The organism is Methylomonas sp. Uni0009 (genome assembly GCF_054188105.3).
Genome location: NZ_JBTAFN010000001.1, coordinates 2,168,362 through 2,184,876 on the forward strand (window position 1 = coordinate 2,168,362; position 16,515 = coordinate 2,184,876).

Annotated in this window: 14 protein-coding genes; 4 read left to right on the top strand and 10 right to left on the bottom strand. The window is 52.0% G+C overall.

The window, feature by feature from the left end; all coding sequences use genetic code 11:
* Positions 1-21: 21 nt before the first annotated feature.
* The 5 genes from ACWAU0_RS10240 to ACWAU0_RS10260 form a co-directional block, all read right to left on the bottom strand.
* Positions 22-354, bottom strand: a complete 333-nt coding sequence (locus ACWAU0_RS10240) for a type II toxin-antitoxin system HicB family antitoxin (RefSeq protein WP_458139071.1) — start codon at positions 352-354, stop codon at positions 22-24.
* Between the two features lie 33 nt (positions 355-387).
* On the bottom strand, positions 388-684 hold the full coding sequence (locus tag ACWAU0_RS10245) for a type II toxin-antitoxin system RelE/ParE family toxin (RefSeq protein ID WP_458139072.1): 297 nt from the start codon (positions 682-684) through the stop codon (positions 388-390).
* Complete coding sequence (locus ACWAU0_RS10250) at positions 678-866, bottom strand: hypothetical protein (protein WP_458139073.1); 189 nt, start codon at positions 864-866, stop codon at positions 678-680. The genes ACWAU0_RS10245 and ACWAU0_RS10250 overlap by 7 nt, the downstream gene beginning before the upstream one ends.
* 20 nt (positions 867-886) lie before the next feature.
* Positions 887-4,381 (bottom strand): transcription-repair coupling factor, encoded by a 3,495-nt coding sequence (mfd, locus tag ACWAU0_RS10255; protein ID WP_458139074.1) that lies wholly within the window; start codon positions 4,379-4,381, stop codon positions 887-889.
* A 147-nt stretch (positions 4,382-4,528) separates the two neighbouring features.
* The gene (locus ACWAU0_RS10260) at positions 4,529-5,278 is read right to left on the bottom strand and encodes a flagellar brake protein (protein ID WP_458139075.1); all 750 of its coding nucleotides are present in this window, start codon (positions 5,276-5,278) and stop codon (positions 4,529-4,531) included.
* Between the two features lie 79 nt (positions 5,279-5,357).
* Between ACWAU0_RS10260 and ACWAU0_RS10265 the strand changes: the two genes are divergently transcribed.
* From ACWAU0_RS10265 to rimO, 4 genes are read left to right on the top strand one after another with little or no spacing between them, the layout of a single operon-like run.
* Positions 5,358-5,678: a DMT family transporter gene (locus tag ACWAU0_RS10265; protein ID WP_020483456.1), complete on the top strand. Its 321-nt coding sequence runs from the start codon at positions 5,358-5,360 to the stop codon at positions 5,676-5,678.
* Positions 5,678-5,971 (top strand): DsrH/TusB family sulfur relay protein, encoded by a 294-nt coding sequence (locus ACWAU0_RS10270; protein WP_458139076.1) that lies wholly within the window; start codon positions 5,678-5,680, stop codon positions 5,969-5,971. The genes ACWAU0_RS10265 and ACWAU0_RS10270 overlap by 1 nt, the downstream gene beginning before the upstream one ends.
* Complete coding sequence (locus ACWAU0_RS10275; RefSeq protein WP_458139077.1) at positions 5,962-6,294, top strand: TusE/DsrC/DsvC family sulfur relay protein; 333 nt, start codon at positions 5,962-5,964, stop codon at positions 6,292-6,294. The genes ACWAU0_RS10270 and ACWAU0_RS10275 overlap by 10 nt, the downstream gene beginning before the upstream one ends.
* Before the next feature lie 21 nt (positions 6,295-6,315).
* Complete coding sequence (gene rimO / locus ACWAU0_RS10280; protein WP_458139078.1) at positions 6,316-7,626, top strand: 30S ribosomal protein S12 methylthiotransferase RimO; 1,311 nt, start codon at positions 6,316-6,318, stop codon at positions 7,624-7,626.
* A 38-nt stretch (positions 7,627-7,664) separates the two neighbouring features.
* Here the strand turns inward: rimO and ACWAU0_RS10285 are convergent, their stop codons facing one another.
* The 5 genes from ACWAU0_RS10285 to ACWAU0_RS10305 all read right to left on the bottom strand — a co-directional run bounded on the left by ACWAU0_RS10285 (position 7,665) and on the right by ACWAU0_RS10305 (position 16,301).
* Complete coding sequence (locus ACWAU0_RS10285; RefSeq protein ID WP_020483452.1) at positions 7,665-7,874, bottom strand: cold-shock protein; 210 nt, start codon at positions 7,872-7,874, stop codon at positions 7,665-7,667.
* Between the two features lie 458 nt (positions 7,875-8,332).
* Complete coding sequence (gene nhaD / locus ACWAU0_RS10290; protein WP_445369922.1) at positions 8,333-9,619, bottom strand: sodium:proton antiporter NhaD; 1,287 nt, start codon at positions 9,617-9,619, stop codon at positions 8,333-8,335.
* 500 nt (positions 9,620-10,119) lie between these two features.
* Entirely contained in the window at positions 10,120-13,767 is a 3,648-nt protein-coding gene (locus tag ACWAU0_RS10295) for a pyridine nucleotide-disulfide oxidoreductase (RefSeq protein ID WP_458139079.1), read from the bottom strand.
* 48 nt (positions 13,768-13,815) lie between these two features.
* Positions 13,816-14,745, bottom strand: a complete 930-nt coding sequence (gene secF / locus ACWAU0_RS10300) for a protein translocase subunit SecF (protein ID WP_033157829.1) — start codon at positions 14,743-14,745, stop codon at positions 13,816-13,818.
* 98 nt (positions 14,746-14,843) lie between these two features.
* Positions 14,844-16,301, bottom strand: a complete 1,458-nt coding sequence (locus tag ACWAU0_RS10305; protein WP_171697502.1) for a TrkH family potassium uptake protein — start codon at positions 16,299-16,301, stop codon at positions 14,844-14,846.
* Positions 16,302-16,515 lie beyond the last annotated feature (214 nt).

Consider the following 16,515-nt stretch of genomic DNA (forward strand, 5'->3'; position numbering starts at 1 on the left):
GCCTGCTAAGGCTTAATCATGTTAAACATGCGATGCTTCATTCAACACTTCCGCCGCCCACTGATTCAGGCTTTTGCCTTTCGCTTTAGTGGTTAATATTGCTGTCGCATGGATTTCGGGCGGTATGCGCAGCATCAGTTTGCCGCTGGCCGGTTTTTCCGGCGATTTTCCGATGCGGGCGCAAGTTTCCAGATAGTCATCAACCGCTTCCTCGAAAGCGTTACGCAATTCGGTCACGGTATCAGCATGAAAGCCGATCACATCTTGAATGCCCAGCAAGCGCCCAACCAACAAGTTGTCTCTGTCGTCAAAATCGATGCGGGCGGTATACCCTTTATAAGTCATGGTGTTCATGGTGTGATTCGAATCATTGCTGCCTCGTTCGGCTTACGTGATCGCTAAATCCGAATTTTTGAAATCGCGGCGTTTATGAACCACCGTGACAACATAGACTTGGTTATGTCTAATTTGGTAAATGACTCTCCAAGAATGCACGCCGATTTCCCGTAATTCCTCTTGGTCAAACTCGGGCACTTTTTTACCGAGGTAAGGAGACGCCAGCAGGCTGTCGGTTTTTTGTATCAATTTCTGGATGATGCGTTTGGCGGTAAGCGGTGAATCCTGCGCGATGTAATCATGGATGGCTTTGAGGTCTGTTCTGGCGCGAGGCGTCCAAATTACCATTGCTCGATTTCGCGTAGCAAGGTCTCGCTGCTAATGCCCTTGCCTTGCTCTATATCTTCTAGTCCCTGATATATTTTGTTCAGAACGTAGAGCCGATACACGATTTCTTCAAAATCTACCGTGTCGGGCAATAGATTGATGGCGGCAATGGCTTCTTGTTTGGCGGTTTGGCAGTGCGGCATATTCCCTCCCAAAATTAATATCAAGATTTAGGTACCAATCGTACCAATAACTTCTCCAAAAACGCCACCTTATCCTCCATGTCCTTAAAGGTCTGGGTGAAGCGTAACTTATCCGCGCCATCAAATTTGTACACCTGCGACTGGCTTTGAATCATCAAAATCAACTCGCCGGTATCGATTTGCGGGGTGGCGGTAAACACGATGCGGCCGCCGGTGGCGTGGGCTTCGATTTTGCGGATGCCCAGATGCGCGGCTTGTTGTTTTAATTCGGTGATCGCGAACAAGGCTTTGACTTGATCCGGCAATAAACCGAAGCGGTCGATCATCTCGATTTTGAGCTTGCGCAAATCGTCTTCGGTTTCGGCGCTGGCGATGCGTTTGTATAACACCAGACGGGCGTGGATGTCCGGCAAGTAGTCTTCCGGGATCAGCGCGGCAATTTGCAAATCCACTTCCGGGCCGGTATCCAGCGGCGCGTCCAGTTCCGGTTGTTTGCCGGATTTCAAGGCTTTCACCGCGCGCTCCAGCAACTCGGTGTATAGGGTAAAACCGATTTCCTGGATCTGGCCGCTTTGCTCGTCGCCCAGCAACTCGCCGGCACCGCGGATTTCCATGTCATGCGAGGACAGCATGAAGCCGGCACCCAGTTCGCCGGAGGTCTCGAAAGCTTCCAGGCGTTTGATAGCGTCCTTGGTCATCAAGGATTTGGGCGGCACGATGCAGTAGGCATAAGCGCGGTGATGCGACCGGCCGACCCGGCCGCGCAACTGATGCAATTGAGCCAGACCCAGCTTGTCGGCGCGGTTGATGACGATGGTGTTGGCGCTGGGGATGTCGATGCCGCTTTCGATGATGGTGCTGGCAATCAGCACGTTAAAGCGCTGGTGATAAAAATCCAGCATGATTTGCTCCAGCTCGCGCTCGGCCATTTGGCCGTGGGCGATCTGAATCCGCGCTTCCGGCACCAGTTCGCTCAGCTCGCGCATCATTTTCTCCATGCTTTTTACGTCGTTGTGCAGGAAAAACACTTGGCCGCCACGTTTGATTTCCCGTTGGCAGGCTTCCTGCACTTGCGAGTCTATCCATTCGGTAACGAAGGTTTTGATAGCGTGGCGGTTCGGCGGCGGGGTAGCGATGATGGAAATATCGCGCAGGCCGGCCATGGCCATGTTCAAGGTGCGCGGAATCGGTGTCGCGGTCAGGGTCAACAAATCCAGCTCGTGGCGCAGCTTTTTGAAATGTTCTTTTTGGGTGACGCCAAAGCGGTGTTCTTCGTCAATGATCACCAAGCCCAGCGCTTTGTAGCGCATTTCCTTGGATAACAGCTTGTGCGTACCGATGACAATATCGACTTTGCCGTCGGCCAAGTCGTCTGCAATGGCTTTTTGCTGTTTGGGCGTGACGAAGCGCGAGGTGACTTCGATGCGCACCGGCCAGTCGGCGAAGCGGTCGCGGAAGTTTTGGTAATGCTGCTGGGCCAGCAGGGTGGTCGGCACCAGCACCGCGACTTGTTTGCCGCTTTGTACCGCCACAAAGGCCGCGCGCATTGCGACTTCGGTTTTGCCGAAACCGACGTCGCCGCAGACCACACGATCCATGGGCTGGGTGGCGGCCATGTCCTGCAGGATGGCTTCGATGGCGCTGAGCTGATCCGGGGTTTCCTCGAACGGGAAGGCGGCGGCGAAGGCGTTGTAATCGCTGTTATCGATGTTAAAGGCAAAGCCTTCGCGGGCAGCGCGTTTGGCGTGGATGTCCAGCAACTCGGCGGCCACGTCGCGGGCGCGCTCCATGGCTTTTTTCTTGGCCTTGCTCCATTGGTCGGTGCCTAAGCGGTGCAGCGGGGCGTTTTCGGCGCTGACACCGCTGTAACGACCGATCATGTGCAAGGACGATACCGGCACATAAATCTTGTCGTTATTGGCGTATTCCAGCATCAAAAACTCCGCGTCGATGCCGCCGACGTTGAGAATTTGTAAGCCCAGGTAACGACCGACGCCGTGTTCCTGATGCACCACCGGCGAGCCGATGCTCAGCTCGTCGAGGTTGTTGAAAATGTTTTCCAGTGCCCGCGCCGCCGATTTTTGCCGGCGCCGGCGTTGCTGGACTTTTTCGCCGCTAAGCTGGCTTTCGGTGATGATGGCTAGCGGCGGCAATCGTTCCAGACGATTTGCCGCACTTCCACCATCCATGGCGGTCGTGGTTCCATCAAGCCAAAGCCCATGATCCATCGGCGCGACGACGATGCTCGGTGAATGATCGGTTTGTAAAAACTCTGGCCAGCTTTGTACTTGTTTCGCAGTGAGTTTGACGCTTTTTAGTTTGTCGATCAGGCCTTCGCGGTGGCCGGCGGTTTCGGCGACGAACAGGATCTTGCCGTCGAAGCCTTCGATGAACTGGCGCAACCGTTGTGCGGGTTCTTTCAAACGGCTGTCGATAGCGACATCCGGCAGCAACTTGCAGTCGAAGGAGTGGGCGGTTTCTGCTTGGTTATCCAGCACTACGCGACTGAAGCTATCGGTGTGTTGCTGGATTTCCTCCGCTGACAAAAACAGGCGCGTTGGCGGCAACAAAGGGCGATCAGTGTCGTATTTGCGTTGTTGATAGCGTTCGTCGGCTTCACTGTAAAAGCGCTGGGCGTTTTCGGCAAAGTGGGCCGGCAGCACGAACAGCGCTGTTTTGGGCAAATAGGCGAATAGCGATTCGGTGCGTTCGACGAACAGCGGCAGGTAATATTCGATGCCGGCCGGGGCGATTTGCTTGGAAACGTCGAGATAAAGATTATTCTTGGGCGAGGCGTCCGGGAATTGCTCGCGGAAGGCCTGACGGAAGCGTTTGATGGCTTCGTCGGTAAACGGAAATTCGCGGGCCGGAAACAGCTCGACTTTCTGCATTTTGTCTTGCGACATTTGCGTATCGGGGTCGAAGCTGCGGATCGATTCCACATCGTCGTCAAACAATTCGATACGGTACGGTTGCTTGGATCCCATCGGAAACAAATCCAAAATCGAGCCGCGCACCGCAAATTCACCGTGTTGATAGACTTGTGAGACGCATTGATAGCCGACCGCTTCCAGTTTGGCTCGTGTGACTTCCAGGCTCAAGGTGCCGCCGACTTCGATGGCAAAACTGTGCGCCAGGATATGCTCGCGTGGGGCCAGACGATGCATCAGCGTCGCCACCGACAAAATCAGCGCGCCGCGCTTGGTGTCTGGTAGCAAGGCCAGAGTGCGCAAGCGTTCGGAGATAATCTCCGGTAATGGCGAGAATACGTCGTAAGGCAGGGTTTCCCAATCCGGAAAATGCAGAATCGGCAGGCTGTTGTCTAAGAAAAATGCCAGCTCGTGTTCCAGACGCAACGCGGTTTGCGTATCCGGCGTGACAATCACCAGCAGGCGCTTTTCCTGAGCAATCGTTTGCGCCAGCGTCAGTGAGTCGCCGCAGCCGCTCAGACCACTCCAGTATATTGTGGCGCCTTGTTGCGGCAATGCAGTTGCGGGGATTGTTGGTAAGGACATGGCGTTAAGTCAGATTTTTGAAGCACGCAATTATAACTAGTAAGGTCAGGCTTGAAATAAGCATCCGCGCTTTGTCAGTGGCCGGCGTTGGGGGGGGCTTTTGCCGCAATTTCGCGGCCTAAAACCTATGCTCAGCTGTTTTGGGATTTAAATGCTTAGATTCTTTTGCTGTAATTCGATTTCCTGCATGTAGCGTTGGAGGTTGTTTTCGAACACCTGTGGGATGTGGGTGAATTTGCAGCCTATGCGATGTTGATAGGTTGTGGCGCTGGCTCGAACATTGTTCACGCTTTTAATGACAAAACCCACGTGGGCCCTGCTGCCATCGTGCAAATACAAGGCGCATTCGTCTATGACGGTATCCGGCGTTAAAAGGTCGGCAATTTTTGTGTCGGGATTTAAAAACGAAAATCCGGAAATGCTGATGTCTGCCACGCTGAACACTTTGGCTTGCGTATCGACTTCGCCCGCTTCATTTTTTGTGGCAAGGTTGAGTTCGCAGGTGCTGTTTTTATGAGAAAGAGGCACTTTAACGCGATAATACTGGCGGCGTTGCATCCAAAAAATGGCGTCCGGGATAGGCATCGCAAACACCGGGTGACCGTCGCTTTGCGACTTTTTGATTGCTTTGCCGCGGAATGAAACTTTAATGCCTTCGTATTCGGTGCGGAACAGCACTTTGGCTGAGCCTAGCAACTGCTTATTCAGTAATTCCGTAGGCGCAACATCCAGTGTAATCAGATTGGCTTTTTGATCGAGATCGATAATGGTGGTCAAAAATGATTGGTTATGTTCGCCAAAATGCGCGGAGATAATGCATTTCTTTTTGATTAGATCGCTCAAGTGACCAAAAATCAGCCTCGCGCTTCTAACAAGATAGTCGGATTCTTTTTCCATTAAATTACTAAATATTGCGGATAGGTGAGAGCACTGCTGTAAAATACCGCAGATTATAGTGCATAGGAAAGGAGTTTTGATGGGTTGGTTGCTATTGTTCGCCGCGGGTTGCTCGGAAATCGTGTTTGCGATAAGTCTTAAATACAATGACGGGTTTACCAAGCTATGGCCGAGCGTAGTGACCGGCGTATCGGGGGCGGGCAGTTTTTACCTGTTAATGCTGGCTATCAGAACCTTGCCTTTGGGTACGGCTTATGCGGTGTGGACCGGCATGGGCGCGGTAGGTGTCGCGATAATCGGGATTTTTTTGTTTAAGGAATCGGCGGATTGGTTCCGCTTAGCGTCCATCCTGTTAATCATCGTCGGCATCGTCGGTTTGAAGCTGACGCATGTGGAATAATGCTGCATTTGTTATCGCAATTGCCGTTGCAAGCGGCGCTTATCGAGCGCATTGGCAGCGGTGACGATGTTGTCTTGATGGATGGTGCAGTGTGTGCCGCGCGGATCGGGCATGGCGGTAATGCGTTGTTGCGGCAATTGTTGAGTCGGTCGTGTCGGGTTTATGCCTTGCAAGAGATGTTATCGGTTCACGGCGTCCAGCCGCAATTTTTGTTGTCAGGCTTGGAAGCAGTTGATTATGCGGGCTTGGTCGAACTGACCGTGCGGAATCCGGTAATTCATTCGTGGAATTGATTGTCGGCGGTGTTGCGTTGCCAACCAGCGACGATGGCTTTTTGCGCGATGCTGGGCAATGGAATCGAGAGGTGGCCGACGAGTTGGCCCGGCTAGAAGGTATCGAGATTAGCGATGCGCATTGGGAAATCCTGCTGTACATTCGCGATTACTATCAAAAATTCCAACACCTGCCCAATGCACGGATGTTTGTAGCGGCTATCCGCAAACAATTTGGCGAAGACAAGGGCAATAGCCGCTATCTGCAAAAACTCTTTCCGCAAGGGCCGCTGAAATACGCCTGTAAAATCGCCGGCTTGCCCAAGCCGCCCACCTGTTTATAAAAATGTTTTCAAGAGAGTTTCATGAGTAACCCCCGTGTTGGATTTATCAGTTTAGGTTGCCCAAAAGCCCTGGTCGATAGCGAGCAAATTTTGACCAGGCTGCGCAGCGAAGGCTATCAAGTCTCGCCGAACTACAAGGATTCGGATTTGGTGATCGTCAATACCTGCGGCTTTATCGATGCGGCGGTTGAAGAGTCGCTGGATAGTATTGGCGAGGCCTTGGCGGAAAATGGCAAGGTGATTGTCACCGGTTGTCTCGGTGCGCGCCAGGATGAGATTTTGGCGCGTCATCCGCAGGTTTTAAAAATCACCGGCGCCCACGCGACTGACGAAGTGGTATCGGCGGTGCACGAATACTTGCCGCCTGCGCATAATCCATTTACAGATTTAGTGCCGCCGCAAGGTATCAAACTAACGCCCAAGCATTATGCCTATCTGAAGATTTCCGAAGGCTGCAATCATAGATGTACGTTTTGCATTATCCCGTCCATGCGCGGCGATTTGGTCAGCAGGCCCATTGATGATGTGATGTTGGAAGCCGAGCGGCTGGCCGATGCCGGTGTTAAGGAATTGCTGATCGTCTCGCAAGATACCAGCGCTTACGGTTTGGATTTGAAGTATGAAAGCCGGCGCTGGCGCGGTCGGGAAATGCAAACCCGGTTTTACGATTTGGCCGAAGCATTGGGTGAGCTGGGTATCTGGGCGCGGATGCATTACGTCTATCCGTATCCGCATGTCGATGACGTGGTGCCTTTAATGGCGGAAGGCAAAATCCTGCCGTATCTGGATATTCCGTTTCAGCATGCCAACAGCCGAATTTTAAAGCTGATGAAACGTCCGGCGGCAGCGGAAAATAATCTGGAGCGCATTCGCGCCTGGCGGAAGATTTGCCCGAACTTGACGATACGCAGTACTTTTATTGTTGGTTTTCCCGGTGAAACCGAGCAAGACTTTGAAGAGTTGCTGCAATTCCTGAGCGAAGCGCAAATGGATAGGGTGGGCTGTTTTGCTTATTCGCCGGTGAAGGGGGCGGTGGCTAACGATTTGCCCGATGCGGTGCCGGAAGCGCTTAAACAGGAACGCTTGGCGCGCTTTATGGAACATCAAGCGGCTATCAGCGCAGAACGCTTGCAGCGTCGGGTTGGCCGGATCGAAACGGTGTTGGTCGATGAGGTGGTCGAGGAGGGTGCGGTGGCGCGCAGCAAAAGCGATGCACCCGAAATTGACGGCCAGGTGTTTATCGATGGCGCAAGTCATTTGCAGGTCGGCGATTTCGTCGATGTGGAAATCGAGGAAGCCGACGAGTATGACTTGTGGGGTAAACTGATCTAACGAAAAAGCCGCTGGTTAGGCGGCTTTTTCAGTTCAATTTACAGCGGTGTTACGTTTTCCGCTTGTGGGCCTTTTTGACCATTGGTCACTTCCATCGTGACTTTTTGGCCTTCTTTCAAGGTTTTGCGGCCGTTGCCGTTGATGGCGCTGAAGTGTACGAATACATCTTTGCCGCCTTCTTGCTCAATGAAGCCGAAGCCTTTTTCGTCATTGAACCATTTTACTTTGCCTTCTACTTGAACTGACATAAATCTCTCTTGCTAATAAAGTGCTATTCGCTGGTTTGTAACTAGGGTTGGTGAATAAAGCAGGTAGTGGAAAACAATGTTTGTTGATCCGATTGCAGACTTGAAAAGCGACAACGATACCGAGCTAAATCGCCTCCATTATACATCGCAATTGGCGGGTATCCACAAAAACTAGCTAGATTTTGCTTGTTAAATGATTGTGACAATAGGTTGTCGGCTGTCTTTGGGCGGTGCAAATGTCAGGCTAACGTAGGTTGCGGGTGGCTATTGGCGGGCTAAGATATTGAAATGAAGTGATTTTTTTTAGGCTTTTATGGAGAGTCGGCTTGACTGAAATCCGCTTTTGGCCGCTTGCAAATGCAAATTTGATTGCCGCAAAAAAACAAAAAAAATACTGAATTTTGCAATTGGCCTATTGGGCAGGCCATGAAAAAGACTGCCCAATAGAGCTTGTCGCGTCAAAAATAGCTACCGTTAATCAGGAAATGCGTGGCAATGCTACCGAAAAAACCGATCAAAATGACCGGCATCCATTTCAAGTGTGCGCTAAAGGTGTAAAGGCCTTTCATTTGTCCCATCAAGCCTACGCCTGCTGCCGAGCCGATTGCCAATAAGCTGCCGCCCACGCCTGCGGTTAATGTGACTAACAGCCATTGGCCTTGCGAGATGTCGGGATGCATGGTGAGTACCGCAAACATGATGGTACCGTTATCAATGAAAGCCGACAGGATGCCGACCACAATGTTGGCGATGGTGGGATCCATGCCGACGTATAACACATCCGATGCCATGGTTAGATAACCAATGAAACTCAGGCCGCCGACGCTGATCATGACGCCGTAAAAAAACAGCAGGGTGTCCCATTCCAGTGTGGCGACGCTTTTGAATACGTCGAATTTTTGGCTTGGCCTGGCGTCGGGAACCGCAACGTTAAATAATTTATACACATGAGCGAAATCGCTAATTTTGCCGTTGTCTTTATCAGCGGTTTTTTGCAAATAAAAGCCCAGGAATTTTAGATAAGTCAGGCCCGCCAGCATGCCGGCCGCGGGCGGCAGTTTCAACATGTTTTCGAAGCAGACCGCCGTAATAATCGTCAGTAAAAACAGCACGATCATGGTCATTGCGCCGCGTTTCATTTTGGGGGCTTTACCGACTGCTGCAGGTTGCTGTTTGGGTATCCAGAAATGCATGATTATCGCCGGCAGTGCGAAATTGACTATGGCCGGGATGAAAAGCGAGTAGAAATCTTTGAACGGTACAACCCCGCTTTGCCAAACCAATAGTGTGGTGATGTCGCCGAATGGGCTGAACGAACCGCCAGCATTCGTGGCTACCACGACGTTGATGCAAGCCAACGTAACGAATTTGCGATTGTCTTTGCCCATGGCTGCAATCACTGCACCCATCAGCAGTGCGGTTGTCAGGTTGTTGCAAACTGAGGACATGAAAAACGACATGATGCCGGTAATCCAAAACAGCTTTCTGTAGCTGAAACCTTTACTGAGCAACCAAACCCGCAGATTATCGAAAACGCCGCGATCTTCCATTGCGTTGAGATAAGCCATCGACACCATGATGAACAAAAACAGTTCCGCATAGCCTTCCAGACAAGCACGGAATGCGTGTCCGGCCTGCTCGCTCATGCCGTTATTCACGTAAATGCCGGCGATAAAGGCCCAGATCAAGCTCGCGGCTAATACCATGGGTTTGGATTTGTTTAATTCGGTGACCTCTTCGGTCATTGCCAGTAGATAGGCAACGGCAAATATGCCGATAGCCAAATAACCCACCCAATGCTTAGTCAGATTAAGGGCTTGTGCTGCTTGTTCTGCGTCTGCCCAAGCTATTAGTGGTGAGCAGGTGAGTAAAATGAGTAGAAGGATGCGCGAAAACACGGGTGAACTCCTTTCAATAACTGGGTGCTGGACAGCCACGGTAGGGAGTGAGTTCCTCGACCGTGACTGCTTTTGCCGTGCCCGCTTAACTACGGGTTTGGCTATCACGATAGTACAAAGTTTGTAACTTTACAGCGAGTGTAGTTTAGCATCGCTAAAGCCCGGATATTCCGCTAGGAATGCTTCGGTTTTATATGCTTAACCCTGCCATTAAATCCAATATATTCGTCACTCCCGCGGAGGCGGGAATTCGTTAAAGCCTTTTGTCTCCGGCCTTTGCGGGAGCGACGATATGGATCAGGTCTGTAGTCTACCGGGGATAGGCTTAAAGTCTGCCTATTTTGTTATCATTGGGCTTCGAGTAAATACGTCAGCCAGAGTGAGGACAGTTTTTCCTGTACCGTGTTTTGCCGCAGACGGGCTGCCAGATTCGGGAAATCCACATAATCCAGTGCCTGATCCTGGTTGTAACAAGAATACATAAAGCTTTCTTCGCCGCTTTCCGGATCCACGTGTTTGCATAAGCATTGGGCGCAGACGCCTTTCATCATGCATTGCATCGGCGAGTTGATTGAGCCGACCGCCTCGTGGCCTTCCTTCAAGTACGGTTTTAAAGCGGCAAAGCGTGCGGCTTTTACCGCTGCCATCATTCGATCCGAGCCGATAACGATCAGGTGATCCACGTCTTGCAGACGAATGCTGGTGTCACCTAATTTTCCGGTGGCATAGGACACCATCGCTTCGACGATATTGCCGACAAAGGTTTTATCCTGTGGCCGAGTGACCGGAATCGCTTCGTTGCCGGGTCTGTCGTCTACAGCCCAAACAATCACGTCGGACGCTTCTTCAATTTCCGGCACCTTGAACAAGTCTTCACTGTTACGGTAACCGGCGAAATACAGCACCTTGTTGCCGGCATTGCGCATGGCTTTACCGATTGAGAACAATACCGCGTTACCCAAACCGCCGCCCAGCAGCAAAACGGTTTTACCGGTTGGAATTTCGGTCGGGGCGCCTGTTACACCCATCAATACCAGCGGATCGCCGACTTTCCAGGTGGCGCACAAGCGGCTGGAGCTGCCCATTTCCAGGGCAATTAAAGATACCAGACCTTTTTCCTTGTCTACCCAGGCACCGGTCAGAGCCAAGCCTTCGGCAGCCAGTGTGGTGCCTTCGACTACAGGGGCCAGTGATTCGTAATTTTGCACCCGGTAAAACTGGCCGGGCTCAAAATGTTTGGCGGCCGCGGGCGCTTTGATGACCACTTCGATGATGGTGGGTGTCAGACGATTTACTTCGACGACATGTGCCAGGAAGGTTGCATCCAGTCTGTCCTGCAGGTCGCGTAATTGGGCATCGCGTTGTGGTTGCTGGGAGGCATCCAATCCAGCAATTTCGTTGGCGAACAGTTTAACGATATACGGATAACCGTCTTTTGCGCTGGCCATGGCTTTTACCACGTTGCCGGCATAAACCGGATGGTTGTCGCCATAGAAAGTGATGTAGCGGCCGTTGCTGACATAAGACGTAAACGGTGCCGGTTTGCCCACTTTGACTTGCGCTTCATCGGCCATCGGCGCCAGTTGCGCTTTGCCGTCCAACCAGTCGGGCTCGTGACGTTTGTAGAATTTGCCTTCCATCGCGAAAGTGCGCGGATGCTCGGATTGGTAGATCGTGTTGGGTGCGGTGCCGGCGGCGATGAACAGGCCGCGCAGCTTCACTTCCACTTCATCGGTTTTGCGCCATTTACCGTCTTGCTCGGTCAGTCTCTCAAAGCGTACGGCTTGTAAATGGCCGTATTGGTCTTCGATCGCTTCCAATGGGCTCATGCCTTCGGCTAGGTAAATGCCTTCAGAGAGTGCTTCGTGAATCTCTTCGTGGTTTTGGCGGTAAGCGGGTGAGTCTTTGATGCCTTTGCGGTAGAACAGCGTCACGCCGCCCCATTGTTTCAGGAAAGGCAGGAAGTTAGGTGTTTCACCAGCGGCGGCGGCGCGTTCACGCTCCTGTTCGATGACGCGGCCATGCGCCAGGAACTCTTCCAGAATTTCCAGTTCTTCACCATCGTAACGGCTGCGCACCGCCGCTTCGCCGTATTTGGCCACCAGTTTTTCGTAGCGATGCAGAATTTTGCTGACTTGGCCGGGGTAGTAAGCCAGTAATTCGGTGGTGGTATCGATAGCGGTCAAGCCGCCGCCGATGACGCCGGCCGGTAGCCGAACTTGTAGATTAGCCAGCGAGGATTCTTTGGCTGCGCCAGTCAGTTGCAGGCCCATCAAAAAGTCTGAGGCCTTGCGGATGCCACGGGTCATGTTGTTTTTCAGGTCGATCACCGTCGGCTTGCCGGCGCCGCTGGCAATGGCGATGTGGTCGAAACCCATTTCCCAGGCTTCGTCGATGGTGATGGTGCCGCCGAAACGCACGCCACCGTAGCATTTGAAAGCGTTGCGGCGTAGCAAAGTCAGGTAAATGACTTTCAAAAAGTTTTTGTCCCAACGCACGGTGATACCGTATTCGGCCACGCCGCCGAAGCCGAGCAACACACGTTTATCCAGATCTTCGTAAAGGTCTTGGAAGTCCATGATAGGCATAGGCACGTTGTCGCGATCGCCGGTCAGATGTAGAGGCAGCGGCTCGATTTTCAAGGCATCGATACCCACCACGCCAAAGCCTTCATTCAGCAAATAGTGCGACAAGGTATAACCGGCCGGACCCATGCCGGCCACCAGCACATTTTTGCCATTGTATGGCAGTGCAGTGGAGCGCTTGATGTTCAGGGGGTTCCAGCGGGTCAACAGGCTGTAAATTTCAAAGCCCCAAGGCATGAACAATACGTCTGTCAGCACATTGGTTTCGATTTGCGGAATATTCACCGACTCGGTTTTTTGGTAAATACAGCCGCGCATGCAATCGTTGCATATCCGGTGGCCGGTGCCGGGGCACATCGGATTGTCGATGATGATCATCGCCAGCGCGCCGATATTGTCGCCTTGGCGTTTGACCACGTGCATCTCGGAGATTTTTTCTTCCAGCGGGCAGCCGGTCATCAGTGCGCTCAAATGATTGGTTTTGAACGTACCGTCTTTTTTGTTCTTGATGCCTTTGGAGCAGGAATCGTTATCGCGGTCGTGGCAGTAAATGCAATGATCCACTTCATACAGCACCTGACGTTGTTTGAAGCGCTTGTCGGTCAAGGCAAAGCCGTCGCGGCGACGGTGATGGTGATCGTCGCAAGCCCAGACGTCATAACCGTTTTGTGCAACGGTTTCGTGGTCAACCAGATTGTCCAGATTGGTTTTTTCCGGCACCTTGAAACTCACCCATTTGGCGACATAGGCTTTTAATTCCGGGTCGTGCTGGGCGGCAAAACTCCAGCGACGGACGATGTCCAGCAGGCCGGCTACCAGCGCAGCAGGGCTGTCGTAGCCGCTCAATTGGTCTTTGAACGCGGCAAGCTCGGCATCCGTAATGTCAGCCTGTTGCGACAAGCGCCATAAATCGGCGCCGATTTGGCTAATCGCCAATTCCGGATCGGCCTGGAATAAATCCTGTTTGTCAGCAGCGGTCAATAAGCCATTCAGTTGGCTGCGCAGTGCGGCAATATCCCAATCTTCAATGGTTTGCCCTTTGAAAAGCTTGTTCAAATTGCCGACGATTTCGGTGCGATAAACAAATATTGCGTCGAATTCGCCACGAATATGGCCGATTTGTTGGTCGCGCACATCGCTGACATTGAATAAACGCGCGACGAAGGTACCGACTAGCGGTGCCATTCTTACCAATAATTCGGAAACTTCCTCGGGCTTCATGCCTTCGCCGCCGCAGGTGCGGTAAGCAGTAATTTCCGCAAACAAGGCGGCATCGTGTTGCTGTACCGACTGATCGAATACCGTCAACAAATCAGACAGGCGTTTGGCATCGTACAAGTCTTTATAGGCAAATCCGGGAATGCCGAGGGTGAGTTGGGTAAGGTCGCGAGTATTAAGCTTTTGTGTCATCAAGTTATTCCGTGAGCGTTCGCTTGAAGTGATAAATGAAAATTCGGGTTAAGGCATGTCGTCGACGACGCTGTCTTTGGCGGGCGGCATCAGGTCGTCGCGGCTCAAGCCCAGGCTCAAAGCGAGTGAGCTGGCGATGTAAATCGACGAGTAGGTGCCTTTAACGACGCCGATCAGCATAGCAATCGCAAAGCCGTGGATGGTTTTGCCGCCGAGGAAAGCTAGGGCCAACAGTGTTAAGAAGACGGTTAACGAGGTCAGAATGGTCCGGCTCAGCGTGTCGTTCAGCGCGGTATTGACGATGTCGTTAATCGATTCCTTGATGCGACTGGTGCGGACGGTTTCACGAATCCGGTCGTAGACCACGATGGTGTCGTTGATGGAATAACCGATCAACGCCAAAATCGCCGACAACACGGTCATGTCGAATTCCCAGCCAAATACCGAGAAAAAACCCATCGTGATGATACTGTCGTGGAATAAGGCAGCGATCGCGCTCAAGGATAATTTCCACTCAAAGCGAATGCTGACGTAAAACATGATGCCGACAAAAGCGAAGAACAGGGCCAGGCCGCCATCGTTGACCAAGTCATCGCCCACTTGCGGGCCGACGAATTCCACGCGGCGCAGTTCGCCGGGTTGGCTTTGGCTGCTGTTAGCGACATTTAGCACTTTTTCGCTAAGCTCTTTTTGGCTGATGTTTTCTACCGGCTTCAAGCGGATTAACACGTCAGCCGCGCTGCCGAAATGTTGCAGATTGGCATCGGCGAAGCCTTGTTGTTCCAGAGTGCTGCGCATTTTGTCCAGATCGGCGGCTTGGTTGTAATGCAATTCGTAGACGCTGCCGCCGGTAAAGTCTATGCCCAGATCCAGACCCTTGACGAAAAATGAAACAATGGAAATTAACAGCAGCGTGCCGGAAAAGTAAAAGGCCAGCTTTCTTTTACTAAGAAAATCAATATGTGTAGCGGAAGTCATGCCAATGTTCCTGATAAGTGGTGAGTGTTGCGATCCGGTCACGCTAAGTCTATGTTGTTTTTATAGAGGGCTTGCGGACGATAAGGCGACGAATTGTACTATTTTCTCCAGAAAGTGGGTGTAAAAAGCACGATTAGCGTAAAGACTTCCAGACGGCCGAGTAACATGGTTATTGCGCAAATCCAGGTTTGGAAATCACTGAGGCTGGCGTAACTATGTGATGGGCCTAGCTGGTTTAAACCAGGGCCAGCGTTATTAATACAGGCGATTACGGCGCTAAGGGCGGAAATCGGGTCCAGTCCGGTAAAGATCAGGGTGAAAGTCATCACCACGATAGAGATGAAATACAGAAAAATAAACGCCAGAACGGCAAAGATGATTTTGTTGGCAATCGGCGTGTCGCCAATCCGAATGGGATTGACTGCGCGGGGATGCAGCAGGCTGAACATTTCCCGTCCTGCCTGTTTCCACAGCAGTAGGGTTCTGAACATTTTGATGCCACCGCCGGTTGAGCCGGTGCAGGCTGTGATGCAGCTTAAATACAGCATCCACCAAGGGACAAAGGGTGGCCATGTGTCGTAATCGATGCTGGCGAAGCCGCAGTCGGTGGCGATAGAAACCAGGTTGAAAGTAACATGACGCAGAGAAATGAAAAAATCCGGGTAAATATCGAAATGCCAAAGATAGCTGCTGCAAAGTAAGGTACTACAGGCTATGACACCCAGCATCGGTATCGCTTCCGGGTCGGACAAATAAGGCTTAAGGCTGCGATTATGCAGTACCGTGTAATGTGTCGCGAAATTCATCGCGGCGATCAACATGAAAATAGTTAGCACCAGTTCGATAGCTGCCGAATCGTAAAAGCTGATGCTGGCGTCATGCGTCGAAAACCCACCCAGGCCGAGAGTGGAAAATGAGTGGCAAATGGCGTCGAACCAACCCATGCCGGCCAAATTTAATGCCAGGATACAAGCCAAGGTGGCGCCGGCGTAGACAAGCCACAGTAGGCGGGCGGTTTCGGTGATGCGGGGTGTGATTTTGCTATCTTTAACCGGGCCGGCAATTTCAGCTTTGTAGAGCTGCATTCCCCCAACGCCCAATAAAGGCAGAATCGCCACGGCCAGGACGATGATGCCCAATCCACCTATCCAGTTTAGCTCGTGTCGCCAGAGGTTCAGTGACGGTGCCAAATTGTCCAGACCGACCAATACCGTGGCGCCGGTGGTGGTAAAGCCGGAAACGCATTCAAAAAAAGCGTCCGTGAACGACAGGCCGGGTATGCCCCAAATCAGCGGCAATGTGGCCGCGGAAGACATCAATACCCAGAACGAAGCTACCAGCAAGTAGCCGTCTCGGGTTTTCACATCGCCGCGAAAGCGCATGGTCACGCCGGAAAGCAGACTGCCAATCCCTATATTCAGCGACATGCCGTTTACAAAGTGATCGACCATGCCATCCTCGAAATACAGCGAAGTGGCTATGGGTAGCGCGTAGGTCACGCCGAAGACCATCAAGATCAGGCCGAGTACAAAACCTATAGTGCAAAAACGTTGCATAGTGCCCTGATTAAAACCGAAAAGGTTTTGCCGTGTTGTTATAGATCGCCGGTCTCGAACGCGCCAAACAGCCGAGCGCGTCGCAGCCGGCAATTGTAACAAACAATCGCCGAAATGGGCCTGTCACATAAGCTTAAACAAAGCTTCATATTGTTGTCACAAAGCATCTCTAAGCTGGCCTCGTCATCAGGGATCAAAGTGAAACGGAAAATCG